Source organism: Listeria monocytogenes (assembly GCF_041765605.1).
Taxonomy (GTDB): domain Bacteria; phylum Bacillota; class Bacilli; order Lactobacillales; family Listeriaceae; genus Listeria; species Listeria monocytogenes_D.
This window is the reverse complement of record NZ_CP168900.1, coordinates 2,266,822-2,285,969: the sequence shown is the minus strand read 5'-3', so window position 1 is coordinate 2,285,969 and position 19,148 is coordinate 2,266,822. Positions and strand designations below refer to the sequence as shown.

Genomic DNA, 19,148 nt, shown 5'->3' with positions numbered 1-19,148 from the left:
AATTAACAAATCTATAAGGGATTTAACTACAGTTAGAAATTGATTATAGGAGGACAAAACGCAGTGAAAAATATCAGACAATGGAAGAAGCTAGTTATTGCAATGGTTATTAGTTTACTAGTATTCCAAAATGTTTCACCTGTACTTGCAACAATGACAGACAGTGAAACGGCAAACACCACATTAAAAATTATCAAAGAAGATAAAGATACACAAGAAAAAATCAATGGTTCTACCTTTGAGATAAAGAATAAAGAAACGGGTGAAACAAACGATTTAACAATCAGTGCAAATGGTGAAGCGACTATGGATTCTCTTTCACCTGGTGACTATCTTGTTAAAGAAAAAGTTGCACCAAAAGGTTACACACTAGATGAAAAAGAATATAGTGTAACTTTAGCAGAAAAAGAAGAAGTGATTACTTCAGTTTCAGCAAAAGAGCAAGAAGAAACAACGAAAGAAGCAGCAACACCAACACCAACACCGGTTAAAAAAGCAACACAAAATGCAAATCTAAAAGCTGCTATTACGGACAATATTTTCAATAAAGTCACGCTTAAAGACGGAAATGGCGATGAAATCAACACTTCAGACCGGATTCAAAATGGTAGCGGTGTTGTGCTTAACATGAACTTTGCGTTTTCTGGAAAAAATTATAAAGCGGGAGATACGTTTACAACCGTTTTACCAGATGCTTTCAACTTTGGGAATAAAAACCTAAGTGGGAACTTCTTACCTTCCACAGAAGCAGAATGGACGCTTGACGTTACAACGCGTGAACTTACGATTACTTTCTTAAAAGATGGCATTCAAGAAGGCGATTATGATGTGAATATCAGTACGGCTTTCAAAGTATTTACCTCAACAGAAGAAACGATACAAGAAGTGGTATTCAAAACAGCAGGTAAAGATACTGTTTATCAAATCGAAGTTGTACCAGTAGTTAACTACCCAACAACTGTAGGAATTACGGCGAATCCAGGGGTAGTAAATCCGACAAAAGGGCAAGTAGATGCCAAGTTCAATTTAACCAAAGAAAAAGATGCTAAAGGTGAGTTGAAACTTACAGACTATGCTTCTGGTGGAACAACAACTATTGATAAAGATAGCATCAAAGTATATTCGAGTGATGTTAGTGCTGGGGGAACCTTCATTGGTACGAAAAAATTACTTGTAGAAGGTACGGATTATACGCTAACTTATTCCGCAACTTCTCTAACTGTTACGTTAAACGGTGGGCTTGCTGGGAAAGGCTACCAAGTAACATATGACCGCACAATCAATAAACCAAGTGATTCCCTTTCTTATATGTCTACACAAGCTTACACAGTAGGCGATTCAGGAACATTATCAAGCAACTCCGCTTATGTTTACCTGACAATGACAAATTATAAGCATATCGAGAAAAAAGCTACTTACAACGGCTCAACACAAAGTATTGATTGGAAAATTAACTTTAACTTTGATCAAGACGAAATATCTCCTTCAACAGTGCTTACCGATGTTTTAGCGGATAATGATGTCGAATATGTAGCAGATTCACTTAAAATTAAACGAGTAACTTTTAACGCAACGAATGGGTCGCCAATCGTTGGAGGTGATGCTTCAAGTGATTGGACCACTTCAGCAATCTCGGCAAATGGGAATTTTAATTTAACGTATAAGGACACAAACACAAACGCATATGAAATCACTTATTCCACGAAAATCACGGACTTTAGTGATCGTAAAATTAAAAATGAAATTACAGATGAAAATGGTGTTTCCGCTGACGCAACGATCGCGATTCAACCAGATTTACTGAAAAAAGAAGCTGGAACAATTGACTATTTTAATAACACGATGACATGGAAAATCACTGCCAACTCTGACAGAATTAAGATGGGGAATCTTAATATCACAGATGAATTTTCTACTGGTGTAAAAGCCCTTAAGAGCTACACTGTTCGCGCCTATACAGATAATACCAATAGCGTATTACTAACAGAAGGCAAAGATTATACGATTGATAAAGATGTCACGCCAGCTGGTTTTTATATCCAACTTATCGGCGATTATGCTTCTACAGACAAAAAAATTGTGGTTGATTTCGTCACAGAAATTGACCTTTCTGATGTAACAAAAACGATTGATAATAAAGCATCCATTTCTTATTACGATGGCGGAATTATCAAGTATGTTGATGAAGTAACTGCTTCCATGACACCAGACCCGGCTATGATGACAAATGGTGGTAAATACGGATCGTACAACTCCACTACGGGGAATATCGATTGGATTGTATCTGTAAATGCTATGGCGAAAAACTATGACAACTTGATTTTTGATGATGCTATTCCAACTGGATTAACATACGTAGAAGGCTCACTACAATATCGTAATGTGGCTTCCACAAGTGAGATGATGAATTTATACATCCCGCTTAACTCTGTTGGAACAGTAGCTAAAACAGGTGATAAAAACTATCCAACAAAAGTCGATACTACTGGGAATAAATTACATTTAGAATTTGCTAACTTGGAGAATTCACGCGTATTTATTAAATACAGTACCAAACCAAACGAAAACTGGTATTTCTACTCCTACGTACAAAACACTGCGAAGGTGAGCGATAATGGAGTAGGCGAAAAATCATATAGTTACCAAGCATACGCAAGCAAACTTTTTAATGCGATGACAAAAACGGCTACTATTGATCCATCTTTTGATAATAAAGTTAACTGGGTTGTTACACTGAACAATATCTCAGCAGATCGTCCTATTAACAATCCAACAATTACAGATACAATGAAAACAGGAACAACTGGAGCACAAGTAGTAAAAAGTAGCTTTAAAGTAATCAATGAAACGACGGGTGAAGATATTGACTCAAAATATTATGACATCACATACACAGACAATAATTTCACTATCCAGTTTAAAGACTATAAAGCAACTGCACCAATTAAAGTAACCTATAGCACAATCAGCTTGATGTCTGGGCTTGTTAGTAACACAGCGACAACTGCTTCTCCTGACTACGGTAGTTTACCAATGACATATAAATCAAGAACAACAAGCATATCGCCAGCCTTCACTATTGGTAGTGGTAGCGGGACGGCAACAATCGGTTCACTTGAAATTACCAAAGTGGATAAAAAGGATAATTCGAAAAAACTAACAGGAGCTAAATTCCAGCTTTATACGCTTGAAGGTGATAAAGCGGGACAAGAGGCTACAACTGATTCAGATGGTAAAATCGTGATGGATGGCCTTCAATCTGGGAAATATAAACTAGTTGAGACAGAAGCGCCAACAGGTTACACGATTAGCGATGAATATAAAGACGGTAAAGAAATCACGGTTACCGCCGATGCAGTTACAAACGTTACAATTGAAAACACAGAGCAAACTGGTAGCGCGGTTCTTTTAAAAGAAGATAGTGTAACGAAAGACGCTATCGCAGGAGCAGAATTCGAATTACAAAATGCAGACGGTACAAAAGTCGCTGAAAACTTAGTATCTAATGCAGATGGTAAAATCGAAGTAACTGACTTAGCGCCAGGCGATTACCAATTTGTAGAAACAAAAGCGCCAACTGGCTACGTTTTGGATGGGACACCAACGAAATTTACGGTTGAATTTAACCAAGAAGCGGCTGTAGTTGTCACAAAAGAAAACACAGCCAAAACTGGTAGTGTTGTTCTAACGAAAGAAGATAGTGTTTCAAAAGCTACTTTATCCGGAGCGGAATTTGAATTACAAAACGCCGCTGGAACTAAAGTACAAGCTAATTTAACAACGAATGCGGATGGTAAGCTAGAAGTATCAGATTTAGCGCCAGGTGATTACAAGTTTGTTGAAACAAAAGCTCCAACAGGCTATGAGTTGGACGCAACACCGGTTACCTTTACCATCGAATTTAACCAAGCAACTGCGGTAAATGTAACGAAAGATAATGTTGCGAAAACTGGTAGTGTAGTTCTTACTAAGCTAGATAGTAAATCAAGAAGCAATTTAGCAGGAGCAGAATTTGAACTACAAACAAAACTTGGGGTAAGTTTGAAAGACAAAGTAGTTACAGAAGCAAATGGTCAACTACAAATTGATGATTTGGCACCAGGAGACTATCAATTAGTCGAAACGAAAGCTCCGACTGGTTATGAATTAGATGCTACACCTGTAGAATTCACTATTGCGTTCAACCAGCAAGCACCAATTCAAGTAACCAAAACAAATACGATGTCTACTGGTTCCGTTGTATTAACGAAAACAGATGCTGAAACAAAAACACCTCTTGCAAATGCAACATTCAAATTAGTAGATGAAGATAATAATGTTACAGATAACCTAACGACAGATGCATCTGGAAAACTAGAAATAACTGATTTAGTGCCTGGCGATTATCAATTAATCGAAACAAAAGCACCAGCCGGTTATGAACTTGATACAGTTCCAGTTGATGTGAAAATTGCATTTGATCAGAAGGAAACCTTACAAGTAACAAAAACGAATCTAAAAACAGTTGTGAGCGGTAAAGTTATCGCAGAATTTGTTGATACGAAAGGTAATGTATTAGCAGAAAAAGAAATTCATGCTGGTATCGTTGGCGATAAATATGCATTAAAAGCAAAAGCTATCAAGGGTTACACTTTAACAAAAGAACCTACGAATAAAGCAGGAACTTTCAGAGAAGAAGACCAAAAAGTGACCTTTGTATATGAGAAAAACAAAGCGCCAATTGTGGTAAACCCAGACAAACCTGTCACACCAGTAAAACCAACTAAACCAACTAAAACTGTTGACCCAGCGAAGAAACCTACTGTAACAAGTCTTCCGTCAACTGGAGATGAGTCTCCTTATGGAATCATCTTTACGGGATTATTTGCTAGCTTGGTTGGCCTGTTCTTACTAAGAAAATCAAGAAAAGTAAATGATTAAAAAAATGCGCTATCCGTTTAAAGGATAGCGCATTTTTATCGTCTATTTTAACGAAAAAAGCATTTCACCATATAGAATCAGATTATCTGTTCACTAAAAAGTCATAAAACCAAATAAAAATCCATTTTTTAAGCTTTATATGCAACTGTATTTTCTAGTTGTTTTTGATACAATTCAACCATTAGATAACACGTTAAACAGATAATTATTGCATCAGAGGAGGACATTAACGTAGTGAAGAAGTTAAAAATGTGGAAGAAATTGCTAATTATGATGGTCATTGGTTTGGTTGTTTTTCAAAATATTTCATCGGTTTTTGCAGCAGCGATCGATGTAAAAGAATCAAAGCCATCACTAAAAATCGTTAAAATAGATAAAGATACAAATAAAAACATCAATGGTTCTATTTTTGAGATAAAAAGTATACAAACGGGCGAAATCAAAGAACTTTCCATTGAGGAGAATGGAACAGCAGTCGAGACTTCACTTGCAGCAGGAGAATATCTTGTTAAAGAAAAAAAGGCAGTAGAAGGCTATATACTTGATGAGAGAGCATATAATATCACATTGCAAGATAAAGCAGAACAAATAACCTCTCCTTCATCCAAAAATAAAGCCGCACCGAAAACTAATTTAAAGGCAGCTATTTCGGATAACAATTTTACGAAAGTCGAACTTCTAGACGGTAACGGAACTAAAATCAATCTAGATGAAAGAGTGAAAAATGGTAGTGGTGTTGTTTTAAATATGAATTTTTCTTTTACCGGAAAAAATTATAAGGCCGGTGATACTTTTAAAACGACTTTACCAAATGACTTTAACTTTGGTTCTACAGATTTAAACGGGAATTTTTTGCCCTCAACAGAAGCTGAATGGTCATTTGATGCAGCTACTAGAGAGCTAACAATTAAAATCTTAAAAGATGGCGTACAAGAAGGAAGTTATGATGTTAGTATCACTACAGCTTTTAGGCCATTAACAGAAACAGATCAAACAAGTCAAAAAGCTATTTTTACTACTGCTGGTGGTGATACTGTTTATGAATATGAGGTAATCCCTTCTGTGGACTACCCTACAACAGTGGACTTAACTCTAAGCCCGAGCAATCTTAACCCTGAAAAAGCGCTGGCGACAGCTAAATTCAACTTGACGAAAGAAACAAATGCGATAGGTGAACTTAGACTAACAGACTTTACTTATGGTGGTAGTACGAAAATTGATAAAAGTACGGTTAAAATCTATGCAAGTGATGTTAGTGCTAAAGGAACTTTTAAAGGAAGCAAACAATTATTAGAAGAAGGCGTAGATTATACAATAGAACATACTGACGCAGAACTTAAGATTAAGTTAACTAATGGTTTGGCTGGAAAAGGTTATGAAGTAACTTATACACGTTTCATTAATGATACGACAGAATCTCGTGTTTCATTAGTTTCCAGAGCTCAAACCATTGGTGGATCAGAAGTTTTATCAGTAAATCAAACAACGGTGGAAGCCAAAATAGTTAAATACAAACATTTAGAAAAAAAAGCTGTTTATAATTCCAAAACGCAAACAATTGACTGGGCGATTAATGTCAATTACGATCAAGCAGAATTAACCCCTACTACAGTTTTAAAAGATGTTTTAGCAGATAATGGTGTTAATTATGTCGCTAATTCATTTAAAATTAGAGAAGTAACATTCTCGCCTACTACTGGACAGGCGATTGTTGGGTCTTCGGATGCTTCAAGTAATTGGACAACTTCAACTATTACAGCTAATGGAAGCTTTGAAGCAACATATAAAAATACAGATAAAAAAGCATATCAAATAACCTATGCTACTAAAGTAACTGATTTTAGTGCACGTGATATTATCAATGAAGTCACTGATGAAAAAGGTGTAAAAGCCACTGAAAAAGTAACATTCGAGCCTAATATAGTAAAAAAAGAAAGTGGCACCGTAGACTATTTTAACAATTTAATGTCATGGACGATCACGGCGAACACAGACAGAATCAGAATGAGTGATATGACGATTATTGACGAATTTTCGACAGGTATAAAAAGTTTAGATAACTTGGATGTTTATGCTTATTCGACGGAAGCGGACAAAGTAAAGCTTGTAAAAGATGTCGATTACACCATTACTAATACAACTACACCAGCAGGTTTTAAAATTAAACTTATCGGTAACTATGCGACAACAGATAAAGAAATAGAAGTAAAACTTGTTACAAAGATTGATTTATCTAATGGTATAAAAACACTAGATAATAAAGCTTATATTTCCTATTACGATGGATATATAACACATTATTCTGATACAAAAAAAGCATCATTAGAAATAGATAGTAAAATTTTGGAAAATGGAGCTAAGTATGGTGTGTGGAATTATGAAACAGGAACCATTGACTGGATTGTGGCTTTAAATACAATGGGGTTAGATTTTGAAAACTTGATTTTTGATGATGAGATGCCTGAAGGAACTTCTTATGTGGAAGGCTCGTTAGAATTTAGAAGAGTGTCAGGGCCAGGCGAATTACTTAATCTAAATATACCGATTGCTTCTACAGGTATTTTAGCAAAAGAAGGCGATAAAAATTACCCAACGAAAATAGAAGCAACAGATAAGAAGATACACTTAGAGTTTAGTGGTTTTGGACAATCTAAAGTGTTTGTTAAGTACAAAACCAAGCCGGATAATAAGTGGTATTCTTCTGAGTTTCTTAAAAATATAGCAAAAATTTCTGATAACGGTAAAAATCCAAAAGAATATACTGCAGAAATATATAATAATGAAAGTCACCACCCGATTTCAAAAACCGGACGCATAGATATGGTCTACAATAATAAAATAAATTGGGAACTCGAACTTACTAGTATTACAGAAAACCGAGTAGTTACCAATCCAACTATTACGGACACGATGAATATGGGCTTAACAGGAGCGCAAATTGTTAAAAATAGTTTTAAAGTAGTAGATACAAAAACAGGCGATTCGATAGATCCCAAGTATTATGATATTACTTTTAATGATAACAGTTTTATAATTCAATTTAAAAATTATACAGCAACAGCACCAATCAAAATAACCTATGATACGGTTAGTTTGATTTCAGGTCCGGTAGTAAATACGGTTAGAGTGGATGCTAACGATTACGGTAATCTTCCTGTACACAGCAGAACAGTGATTAACACAGTTACTCCCAACTTTACAACGGGAAGCGGAAGTGGAATAGATACGATTGGATCACTGGAAATTACCAAAGTAGATAAAGAGAATCCAACCAAAAAACTAGCAGGAGCTAAATTCCAGCTATATACAATTGATGGTGAAAAGTCTGGACAAGAAGCTATAACAAATGCAAACGGCGAAATTATTTTTGATAGTATCCAAGCTGGAAAATACAAATTAGTGGAAACAGAGGCCCCAGCAGGTTATACAATTAGCGAAGAGCTGAGAAATGGGAAGGAAGTCACTGTTACTTCTGACGGAATACCTAGCAAATACACCATCGAAAACACTCCAAAAACTGGAAGTGTTACTTTAACAAAAATAGACAAATTAACAAAAGCTCCTTTGGATGGAGCAACATTTGAATTGCAAAAAGCAGATGGAACAGCAGTAAAAGAAGGTCTCATAACGGATGCAAGTGGAAAACTAGAAATTGCTGATTTAACGCCAGGTAATTATCAGTTGATAGAGACAGAAGCCCCAACAGGATACAAATTAGACGAAGCGCCAGTAACATTTGCGATTGAATTTAATCAAACAGAAACTGCAAAAGTGACGAAAGAGAACACCGCAAAAACAGGTGGCGTCATTTTAACGAAAAAAGATGACAAAACGAGTGCTACACTTTCAGGTGCCAAGTTTGAATTACAAACATCTACAGGTGCTAAGTTACAAGAAAACATAGCTACAAATGCAGCAGGACAATTAGAAATTACGAATCTTGCCCCAGGAGATTACCAATTAGTGGAGACAGAAGCCCCAACAGGCTATGAACTAGATGAAGCGCCAGTTCCTTTTACAATTACCTTTAATCAATCTGAAAAAGTAAATGTAGTGAAGCTGAATAAAGCGAAAGCGGGCAGCGTCGTGTTAACCAAGCAAGACGATGTTACAAAAGCAGGCTTAGCAGACGCGGAATTCGAACTCCAAGATAGCGCGGGGACAAAATTAAGAGAAAATCTAATAACGGATACAGCTGGTAAATTAGAGTTAACGAATCTTGCTCCAGGTAATTATCAACTAGTAGAAACAGCTGCCCCAATAGGTTATGTATTAGATGCTACACCAGTAACTTTCACAGTTGAATTTAATCAAACGGAATTACTGAGTTTAACCAAAGAAAATACCGCGAAAACAGGTAGTGTTGTGTTAACCAAGCAAGATAGTTTAACGGGACAAACACTTGCAGATGCAGAATTTGAGTTGCAAGATGAGACCGGAGCTATTTTGCAAGAGAAGTTAATCACGAATGCTAATGGGGAAATCGACATTACCAATCTTGCCCCAGGAAAGTATCAACTAGTAGAGACAAAAGCGCCAACAGGTTATCAGTTAGACAACACCTCAGTTCCGTTTACAATTGAGTTTAATCAAGTCGAACCAATACATGTAACGAAAGAAAATAGTGCTAAAACTGGCGATGTTATTTTAACAAAAGTAGATGCTAAAACGAATAAAGGCTTAGCTGAAGCTAAATTCGAGCTACAAACGAAACAAGGACGAGTACTAAAAACCGGTTTAACAACTGGTATAAACGGAGAGCTTAAGGTAACAAATTTGGAACCAGGCGAATACTGCTTTGTCGAAACAGAAGCTCCAATAAATTACGAATTAGATAGGACTAAGGTTGAATTCACTATCGTATTTAATCAAGTTTCTCCTGTCACTGTAACTAAAACTAATAAGCTGAAAGTGGGCTTAGTGAAAGTAGCGCATACGGATACGGAAGGAAATCACTTGGTAAATCCCGAAAATTATACAGGCGATGTTGGTGAGAAATACGAAACTGAGCCAAAAGAATTTGCCGGTTATCAACTAGTAGAACACCCAACCAATAAAGCTGGTACGTTTACAGAAGCCACGCAAAAAGTAACTTTTGTTTATGAGAAAATAAACGTGCCAATCGTGGCGAATCAAGTCGTTCCGAATCAAGCAAAACCAAGCAACTCAACAAGTCCAACCACAGCTATAGAAAAGCCAGCAACAGTCATGAAAAAAGCGAAACGTTTACCATTAACGGGAGACGAAGCACCATTTAATAATGTTATTTCAGGATTATTTATTAGTGCAATCGGGATTTTCGTATTAAGAAGAGTAAATAAATAAAAGGAACCCCGCTAAACTATATTGTTTAGCGGGGTTCCTTTTATTTAAATCCAAACATCATCTTTTTCTTTTGTTACACATAACATTTGAATGCCACGTACAATATTGAAGATAAAGAGACCAACTACAGCGATAAGCGTAAAAATGAATAAGCTAGCAGTAATGAAGAATGTAAAACTTGATAAAATGCCACTATTTGTCATAGCTGTAACGAAAACACTGGAAAAACACAGGATACCAATGATAGTCGGAATAATATGTGTAAGTAAAGCAACTTTAGCATGGTGAGAGACTTCTTCTGATTTTGCAAAAATCCAAATTAACACTGGAACGATAATTGGTGCAAATAAAATGCTAAAATAACTTAAAGCATTTAGAATTCGATGATCATTCATAATCAACACACCTTTCTAAGATGTTTTCATTATAGCAAGGGAAAGTAGCTCGAGCCCTCGATTCAAGTGACAAAGCCAGAAAGTAACATAACAAATATGTAAGGATTATACTTGTTGCGTTTTAGCATGAATAATATGGAGTAATTGCTCGGACATATACGCAGGCGAATGCGAAAAATCTTCTTCTGCCCAAAAAACAATCATTCCAAAAATCGCATGCGCTTGATAAGTAGCTAGTAGTTGCGGATTAGCTCCTGAACTATCAGGGAAACTCGCAACGTCATCTAAGATAAGCTCTCGAATAACGTTACAAACCTGATTTTGAAAACTAGGCCGAATAGTCGATTTTATAACTTGGCGATAAAAGGCTTGATGACTATAAACGTGGTCAAAAATTTTTATCATGGAAGGCGTAAGGGCTTGAATAGAAAAGTGAGTTGTATGTAAGTATGGATCTTGATAGGCGTTTTTTAAATCTGTCAAAATTTCTTCAATAATGCTGTCTAACAGTTGTTCTTTGTCACGATAGTGTTTATAAAAAGTCCCGCGGTTCACATCTGCTTCTGCGACAATATCCGTAATCGTAATTTGCTGAAAGGGTTTTTGGTCAAGCAGTGTGAAGAGGGCTTGGTTGAAGGCTTTTTTTGTTTTTTTAACCCGTCTATCCATGATTTAGAACCTCCCGTTTGAGAAATTTTCTTATTACTATACATATAACGCAAAAGTGTTGCTTAATCAACAAAACAGGCTTTCTTTACATATTGAAAGCGTTTTATACCGGGATTATAATGAAAGTAGAAAGGGAATAATTTCTTTTTCTAGCGGAACAAAAGTGAAGGAGGAAATAACAATGGGGAAATTAACTGGAAAAGTGGCAGTGGTAACTGGTGCGGCTTCTGGAATGGGGCAACAAATCGCGATTCTTTTTGCTAAAGAAGGAGCGAAAGTTGTTGTGGCAGATTTAAATTTAGAGGCGGCACAAAAAACAGTCGAACTAGTCGAAAAAGAAGACGGAACAGGACTTGCTGTCATAGCTAATGTAACCAAGCAAGAGGATATTGAAAATATGATTAACCAGGCTGTTGAGGCATTTGGAACGTTAGATATTTTAGTCAACAATGCAGGGATTATGGATAATTTTGTGCCAGCTGGTGAATTAACAGATGAACTTTGGGATAAAGTTTTTGCGATTAATACAACTGGTGTGATGCGTGCGACACGAAAAGCATTACACATTTTTGAAGAAAAAGGGCAAGGGGTTATTGTAAACATTGCTTCGGCAGGCGGTCTTTTTGGCTCAAGAGCAGGGGCGGCATATACAGCATCTAAACATGCGGTCGTGGGCTTTACAAAAAATGTCGGATTCCAATATGCGAACAAAAACATTCGTTGTAATGCAATCGCCCCGGGAGCAGTAAATACGAATATCGGGACAACTATTTATGCTCCAGATGAATTTGGTCAAGAGCGCGCGATGATTGGAATGGGGACTAATCCACGTGCTGGTGATGCCTCAGAAATCGCTAAAGTAGCCTTGTTTTTAGCATCAGATGACTCCAGTTTTGTGAATGGAACAGTTATAACAGCTGATGCTGGCTGGACAGCTTACTAAACAATTACTGGCCGTAAAAGAAGTCATTTTCTTTTGCGGCTTTTTTTTCGTGGGAATGAAACAGCCATTTCTGCCTCTTACGTAAACCTGTATGAATAGTTGTGAGCATAATGGGGTATTGAGTAACAAAGTGAAAGGCGGGGATGCTTTTTGGTCGAACAGTTGGTAAGTAATGCAGCGATATTACTCGCAGGCTTTTATATTATCTCCTTAGTTTATAAAGAACCAATTACAAAAGAATTAGCAACAAATAGAAAAATGGTGATCGGAATTTGGGCTGGACTTCTCGGTTTTGCGCTGATGGTTTTCGGGATTCCAATTTCGAATAATGTGATTGTCGATTTGCGTCATATTCCAATAATAATGGTAGGTTTTTATGGCGGGCCGATTCCCGCAATTGTATCAGCTATTATTATTTCGGCATCGCGCTTTCTACTATCCGTGAATTCCGCAGCTATGATGGCGGCGATTGTGATGATGTTAATTGGCATAATAACAGCCCTTTTTGGAAAACGTTTAGAGAAATTTAAAATTTGGGGCGTTTTTATTTTAAATATCATCGCGTGTAGTTTTGTTGTTATTAATCTGCATTTGATTTTAGCTAGAGAGTCTCTTTTCTGGATAAATATGACTATTTTCGTGCTGATTGCGCTTGTTATCGGGGCTGTTTCTGCGGGACTAATGAGCAATATGATTAAATCAAAACAACTTTTTCAAAAATATGAGCAAGATTCTACGCTAGATTATTTGACCAAATTATCGAATGTAAGGCAATTTGATGAGAAAATTAATCATGTGATGGATTCTGGGAGTAGACAAGTTACGCTCATGTTGATTGATATTGATTACTTTAAAAATATTAATGATACATATGGCCACGATGCAGGTGATGCGATTTTAAAACAATTAGCTGTCATTTTAAAAGCAAGCACGACAGATGGCTCAGAAGCTTTTAGAAACGGAGGCGAAGAGTTTTCCATCGTCTTATTAGATTGCTCAATAGAAGAAGGTAATAAGGTTGCTGAGCAAGTTAGAAAAGAAACGGAAGAGCATGATTTTGTTATTCCTGGCGGGCAAATAGTGAAAATTACGATTTCTGTTGGTGTGAGCAGTAGTAAAGACGGAGCGAATACAAGTGAAGGTTTGTTTAAATCTGCCGATGAAGCACTATATAAAGCAAAATTAACAGGACGAAATCGAGTTTGTATTGCAGATGGAAATTAGCTTGTCGCAAAAAAACGAGTACTTCTAGTAGATGGCTTATGTTATAATAGATTGTGTAATGATGAGCAAATAACTAGGAAACTAGTCCAAAAGGATGAGCTTTTAATGTTTGACTTAATGGATAACTTGCTGGGAGTACAGTCATTTGGTGAATTAAATAAAGACATGCCAACGACACTTTTTGTCACTGATGCAGACGGTAATATTTTAATTTCTAATAAATTCACTGCGCTTACGGTCGGAATGTCGCTTGAAGAATTACTTCGTTGTAATGTAAGAGACTTAGTGGAAGACGGTGTGTACAATGATTCTGTCACGCTGGAAGCAATCCGAACCAAACAAAAGAAAACAAAAGTTATCAATACGAAGAAAGGTTTTAGTATTCGTTCGACTTCTACGCCCATTCTCTATCCAGATGGCACCGTGCATTTAGTTGTTACGATGTCAGATGAAACGCAACCAGATAGTTTTAAAACATGGCGAGGCGAGGCAATTTCGGGCAATAAAGAGTCACTTCTTCTTGAAGATTATAAAGAAAATGATGGCACTGTGATCATAGCAGAGAGCGTCGCGATGAAGCAGATAGTTCGAGTGTGCAACCAGATTGCTCCGTTTGACAGTAAAGTCTTATTATACGGGGAGTCCGGTACTGGTAAAGAAGTTTTGTCGCGCTATATTCATGAACAAAGTGAACAAGCTGCTGGGCCATTTATCTCGATTAACTGTGCGGCAATCCCCAAAGCATTATTTGAATCTGAGCTTTTCGGACATGAAAAAGGTTCGTTTACCGGTGCGGATATTGAAAAACCTGGGATGCTTGAACTAGCTGATGGAGGCACACTATTTTTAGATGAAATTTCTGAAATGCCATTAGAGCTTCAAGCAAAAATGCTGCGAGTGCTTGAAACTGGCGAGGTAAGAAGACTGGGCTCAACAACCGAGACGAAACGCCGCTTTAGACTTATTTCAGCGACAAATCGAAACCTTGGCGAAATGGTTGAAAAAGGAACGTTTAGGCGTGATTTGTATTATCGTATTAATGTAGTGCCGGTGCATATTCCAGCACTTAGAGAGCGACCGCAAGATATTATTGGCCTTGCGCGTCAGTTCATTCAAAAATTCAATCAAAAGTATCAAAAAGATTTTCAGTTAAGCGGCGATAAAACGAAAGAATTACTTTCTCATAACTGGCCAGGAAATGTACGTGAACTTAGAAACCAGATTGAACGCTTAGTTGTTATGTCCGGAAATAAAGAAGTGAAAGTCTCGGAAACAGATGATTTTGCGCTAGACTTACATTTTAAAGAGCAAACGAAAAAAGAATCACTTCATTTAAAAGATTATTTACAAGACGTGGAAAAACACTTTATATTGCGAGTGCTCGAAGAAAGTGATGGAAACGTGACAAAAGCGGCCAGTGTGCTTGGAATTCACCGCTCTGTTTTATATCGAAAACTAAAAACACTTCATTAATTTAGAAAACCTAATCGGAAAACGCGATTAGGTTTTTTTGTTGCGTTTTCGCGACTATTATTTGTAAAAGTGCTAATTTTTATGTCGCTTTTTTGCGACGATTAATAATGCTTAAATTTATAAAGGCTGATATAAAGCCATTTTAAATGTTGGCATGAAAGTTGCTTTATAAGTAATTGCGTATCATTACAAATATATGTGAATAATTGAACAATGAGGAGTGAGGAATTTGTCAAAAGTAATAAAAGCAAGTGAAGCAGCAAAATTAATAAAAGATGGCGATACTGTTGCTTTTAGTGGTTTCGGTTTAGCTTGTGTCAACGAAGAAATGGCTATCGCGGTTGAAGAGCGTTTTTTAGAAGAAGGGGCACCTCGTAATCTAACCGTTATGCATGCTAGTGCGCTTGGTGATCGCAGGGAAAAAGGAATGAGTCACTGGGGACATGAAGGATTAATTAAACGCTGGATTGGCGGAATTGCGATTGCTTCTCCCAAAATGGCGAAATTAATTGAAGAAGACAAATGTGAAGCATACAATTTGCCACAAGGTGTAATTACGCAACTTTACCGGGAAATTGCAGCTAAACGACCAGGCGTTATTACAAAAATTGGCATGGGAACATTTGTAGACCCGCGTATTGAAGGGGCAAAAATGTCCGCGAGTTCTAAAGACAACTTAGTAGAGCTATTGACGATTCACGACGAAGAATGGCTATTTTATCCAAGTTTCCCAATTCAAGTTGCGCTCATTCGAGGAACTGTGGCAGATGAATTTGGGAACTTAACGTTAGAAAAAGAAGGCTTACACATGGAAGTCTTGCCAATTGCACAGGCAGTTCGAAATTCAGGCGGAATTGTAATCGCTCAAGTAGAATCTGTTGCGAAAAAAGGATCGCTTAATCCTAAAGATGTTAGAGTTCCAGGGATTTTGGTTGATCATATTATTATTTCAGAACCAGAAAATCATTTCCAAACTGAAAATACACAATACAACCCAGCTTTTTCAGGACACATTCAAGTTCCGCTTGGTGATATTGAGCCACTTGCGTTAGATGACCGTAAAGTAATTGCGCGTCGTTCAGCAGCAGAACTAGAACCACAAACCATTCTAAATTTAGGTGTAGGAATTCCAGTGAACGTCTCTACTGTTGCAGCGGAAGAAGGCGTGAGTGACCAATTAATACTAACAACGGAAGCAGGATCTGTTGGTGGTGTGCCAGCAGGGTTAGCAGATTTCGGTCATGCGTATAACAGTGAAGCTATTGTCGACCATCATTCACAGTTCGATTTTTACGATGGTGGCGGACTCGATTTATCCGTACTTGGTTTGGCGCAAACCGACGAATCCGGTAATGTGAATGTCAGCAAGTTTGGCTCAAGAGTTGCTGGGTGTGGTGGATTTATTAATATCTCCCAATCAGCGAAAAAATTAATTTTTGCCGGAACTTTTACAGCAGGTGGTTTAAAGACACGGGTAGCTGACGGCAAACTAGAGATTTTACAAGAAGGAAAAGCTAAAAAGTTTATCAAACAAGTTCAACAAATCACATTTAGTGGCGAATACGCTTCAACGACCGATCAAATCATCCTCTATGTGACAGAGCGAGCTGTATTCCGTTTAGAAAATGGCAAAATGGTTCTAACAGAAATCGCGCCAGGAGTAGATTTAGAAAAGGATATTCTTGGACAAATGGAATTCGAACCCATTATTGCGAACGATTTAAAAGTAATGGATAGCGGTATGTTTAGCGAACAATGGGGTGGCTTAAAAGCTATTATTGAAAAACAAACAAGAGAGGGAGTATCGATATGACAAAAGAAATAAACCGTTGGGGAGTCTTAATTGGCTCTGTTGGTGTTCTACTTTGTACCGGTGCGGTATATGCATTTAGTGTTTTTGCTGGACCGCTTAGTGCTGCGCATGGTTGGACAATTCCACAAATTATGATGGCATTTACAATTAATGCGGCGATTGGACCGATTCCAACTATCTTAGGTGGGATTTTAACGGATAAAGGGAAAGCAAAATGGGCCATTTTAATTGGGGGAATCCTGTTTGGGCTTGGTTTTGCACTGACAGGTTTTGCTACTTCAACGACGATGCTTTACTTGTCTTATGGTGTCCTTGCTGGGCTTGGACAAGGTTTTGCGTATTCAGGATGTCTTAGTAACACGATTCGTCTTTTCCCAGATAAACGTGGTCTTGCTTCTGGACTTATTACGGCAGGAATGGGTGGAGCGACAATTATTGCTGCACCGATTGCGAACCATTTAATTGAAACATATAACGTAATGACAGCATTTAAAATTATGGGAGCTGTTTATATCGCAGTTGTCATTGGATGTAGTTTCCTTATTCGCGTCGCACCAGCTGGCTATGCACCAAAAGGCTGGACACCACCTGCTGGAAATGGAGCGGGTATGGTAAATGTACCTTGGACGGGCATGGTTCGAACAGTTACTTTTTATCTGATTCTTTTAATGTTAGGTATTGGCGCATTCTCAGGTCTGATGATTGCTTCTAATGCATCCTTAATTGGTCAAAATATGTTTGGCTTAACGGCTGCATCGGCTGCTGCTTACGTTAGTATTTATTCACTAAGCAACTGTTTAGGTCGAGTAGTTTGGGGCGCTGTATCTGACCGTCTAGGTAGATCAAATACATTGATGATTATTTATACAGTAATTGCTTTATCTTTACTAGCACTTGCAACACTTCAATCTGTTGTTGGATTTGTTATCGGAATCATTGGACTTGGACTTTGCTTTGGTGGAACAATGGGCGTTTTCCCGTCTATCGTTATGGAAAATTACGGTCCGAAAAATCAAGGCGTCAACTACGGAATTGTCTTCATTGGTTATTCCACAGCAGCCTTCTTTGCACCAAAAATGGCAGCGCAAATCGCCGGTCAAAACGGTGGCGACTTCACACAAGCTTTCTATATAGCTATCGCACTTGCTGCTGTAGGACTTTGTATTAATATTGTTTATAAATTACGTGAGAAAAAACAACCAACGAAAGAATTAGCGTAAAAATAGAGAGGAGAAAAGAAAATGAGTTTAACTGAAATGCTACAAATCAAATATCCGATTTTACAAGGGGCAATGGCACAAATTGCCACATATGAATTAGCTTCCGCGGTATCAAATGCAGGTGGGCTAGGAATTATCGCGTCTGGTGGAATGTCAGCAGACACATTACGAGAACAAATTCGTCTTTGTAAAGAAAAGACAACAAAACCGTTCGCTGTAAATATCATGCTGATGATGCCAAATTGCCCAGAACTTGTCGATGTCATTATTGAAGAAGATGTGCGCGTTGTTACAACTGGGGCAGGAACGCCTAAACCATTTATGGAAAAATTTAAAGCAGCTGGAATTAAAGTTATCGCAGTTATCCCATCTGTAAAAATTGCACAAAAAATGGAAGAAATCGGTGTTGATGCAGTTGTTGCAGAAGGTACAGAAGCAGGGGGACATGTTGGTGAAACAACAACGATGGCACTAGTTCGTCAAGTCGTTTCAGCAGTAAATATCCCAGTCATTGCAGCAGGCGGAATTGCAGATGGCCACGGAATGGCAGCGGTATACGCGTTAGGCGCAAGCGGTGTCCAAATCGGCACACTTTTCCTTGTTGCTGAGGAATGCCCGGTTCCAGCTAGCTTCAAACAAGCAGTACTTGACGCAACGGATACGAGTACGACCGTAACAGGCCGCCGAAATGGTGCGCCAGTAAGGAGTATTAAAAACCCAATGATCCAAAAATATGTAGAACTAGAAAATGAAAATGCCTCCAGAGATAAATTAGAGGAATTAACACTTGGCTCTCTTAGAAAAGCAGTTCATGAAGGTGACGTTGAAAATGGTTCCGTCATGGCTGGACAAATTTGCGGAATGTTAACTGAAATTCGTTCCACAAGCGATATTATCGAAAACCTTATGAAAGAATCTAAACAAGTTGCAAGTAACTTAGTCATTCAATAATAAAAAAACCAGCAGAATCTATTAGATTTTGCTGGTTCTTTTTCATTTGCGACGATACATTTTTGTTAGATCCACCATTAAATAAATAAGTAGCACAGCGGTAATGAGGACAGCAATCAAGCTTGCTATATCATTATGGAACAAAATACTAACGCCATTAATTGCTAGTGCGATTAAAATGATAATAAAATATTTTCCCATTAAGATTCTCCAGT

At 37.6% G+C, this 19,148-nt stretch carries 11 protein-coding genes; 8 read left to right on the top strand and 3 right to left on the bottom strand.

Translation table 11 applies throughout. From position 1 onward, the window contains the following. Positions 1 to 63: 63 nt before the first annotated feature. Positions 64 to 4,920, top strand: a complete 4,857-nt coding sequence (locus tag AB2Q86_RS11590) for a collagen binding domain-containing protein (RefSeq protein ID WP_012580901.1) — start codon at positions 64 to 66, stop codon at positions 4,918 to 4,920. A 234-nt stretch (positions 4,921 to 5,154) separates the two neighbouring features. Beyond that, positions 5,155 to 10,245, top strand: coding sequence for a SpaA isopeptide-forming pilin-related protein (locus tag AB2Q86_RS11585; protein ID WP_012580902.1), 5,091 nt, complete (start codon positions 5,155 to 5,157; stop codon positions 10,243 to 10,245). 44 nt (positions 10,246 to 10,289) lie between these two features. Here AB2Q86_RS11585 and AB2Q86_RS11580 read toward each other — a convergent pair whose 3' ends face one another. Further along, entirely contained in the window at positions 10,290 to 10,640 is a 351-nt protein-coding gene (locus tag AB2Q86_RS11580) for a DUF4870 domain-containing protein (protein WP_012580903.1), read from the bottom strand. A gap of 105 nt (positions 10,641 to 10,745) precedes the next feature. Continuing rightward, the gene (locus AB2Q86_RS11575; RefSeq protein WP_012580904.1) at positions 10,746 to 11,309 is read right to left on the bottom strand and encodes a TetR/AcrR family transcriptional regulator; all 564 of its coding nucleotides are present in this window, start codon (positions 11,307 to 11,309) and stop codon (positions 10,746 to 10,748) included. A 181-nt stretch (positions 11,310 to 11,490) separates the two neighbouring features. Here AB2Q86_RS11575 and AB2Q86_RS11570 point away from each other — a divergent pair, with 181 nt between their 5' ends. The 6 genes from AB2Q86_RS11570 (at position 11,491) to AB2Q86_RS11545 (ending at position 18,933) form a co-directional block, all read left to right on the top strand. Then, positions 11,491 to 12,252 (top strand): SDR family oxidoreductase, encoded by a 762-nt coding sequence (locus AB2Q86_RS11570; protein WP_012580905.1) that lies wholly within the window; start codon positions 11,491 to 11,493, stop codon positions 12,250 to 12,252. Positions 12,253 to 12,402: 150 nt separating this feature from the next. Further along, positions 12,403 to 13,476: a diguanylate cyclase gene (locus AB2Q86_RS11565; RefSeq protein ID WP_012580906.1), complete on the top strand. Its 1,074-nt coding sequence runs from the start codon at positions 12,403 to 12,405 to the stop codon at positions 13,474 to 13,476. A gap of 105 nt (positions 13,477 to 13,581) precedes the next feature. Then, positions 13,582 to 14,949 (top strand): sigma-54-dependent Fis family transcriptional regulator, encoded by a 1,368-nt coding sequence (locus tag AB2Q86_RS11560; protein ID WP_012580907.1) that lies wholly within the window; start codon positions 13,582 to 13,584, stop codon positions 14,947 to 14,949. 229 nt (positions 14,950 to 15,178) lie between these two features. Beyond that, positions 15,179 to 16,762, top strand: a complete 1,584-nt coding sequence (locus AB2Q86_RS11555; protein ID WP_012580908.1) for an acyl CoA:acetate/3-ketoacid CoA transferase — start codon at positions 15,179 to 15,181, stop codon at positions 16,760 to 16,762. Then, positions 16,759 to 17,982, top strand: a complete 1,224-nt coding sequence (locus AB2Q86_RS11550) for an OFA family MFS transporter (RefSeq protein WP_012580909.1) — start codon at positions 16,759 to 16,761, stop codon at positions 17,980 to 17,982. The genes AB2Q86_RS11555 and AB2Q86_RS11550 overlap by 4 nt, the downstream gene beginning before the upstream one ends. A gap of 21 nt (positions 17,983 to 18,003) precedes the next feature. Beyond that, a complete protein-coding gene (locus tag AB2Q86_RS11545) occupies positions 18,004 to 18,933 on the top strand; it encodes a DUF561 domain-containing protein (protein WP_003737240.1) in 930 nt (309 codons plus the stop codon). A gap of 42 nt (positions 18,934 to 18,975) precedes the next feature. On the opposite strand, the gene AB2Q86_RS11540 is transcribed toward AB2Q86_RS11545, so the two are convergent. Next, positions 18,976 to 19,134 (bottom strand): hypothetical protein, encoded by a 159-nt coding sequence (locus tag AB2Q86_RS11540; protein WP_003729574.1) that lies wholly within the window; start codon positions 19,132 to 19,134, stop codon positions 18,976 to 18,978. Between the last annotated feature and the right edge of the window lie 14 nt (positions 19,135 to 19,148).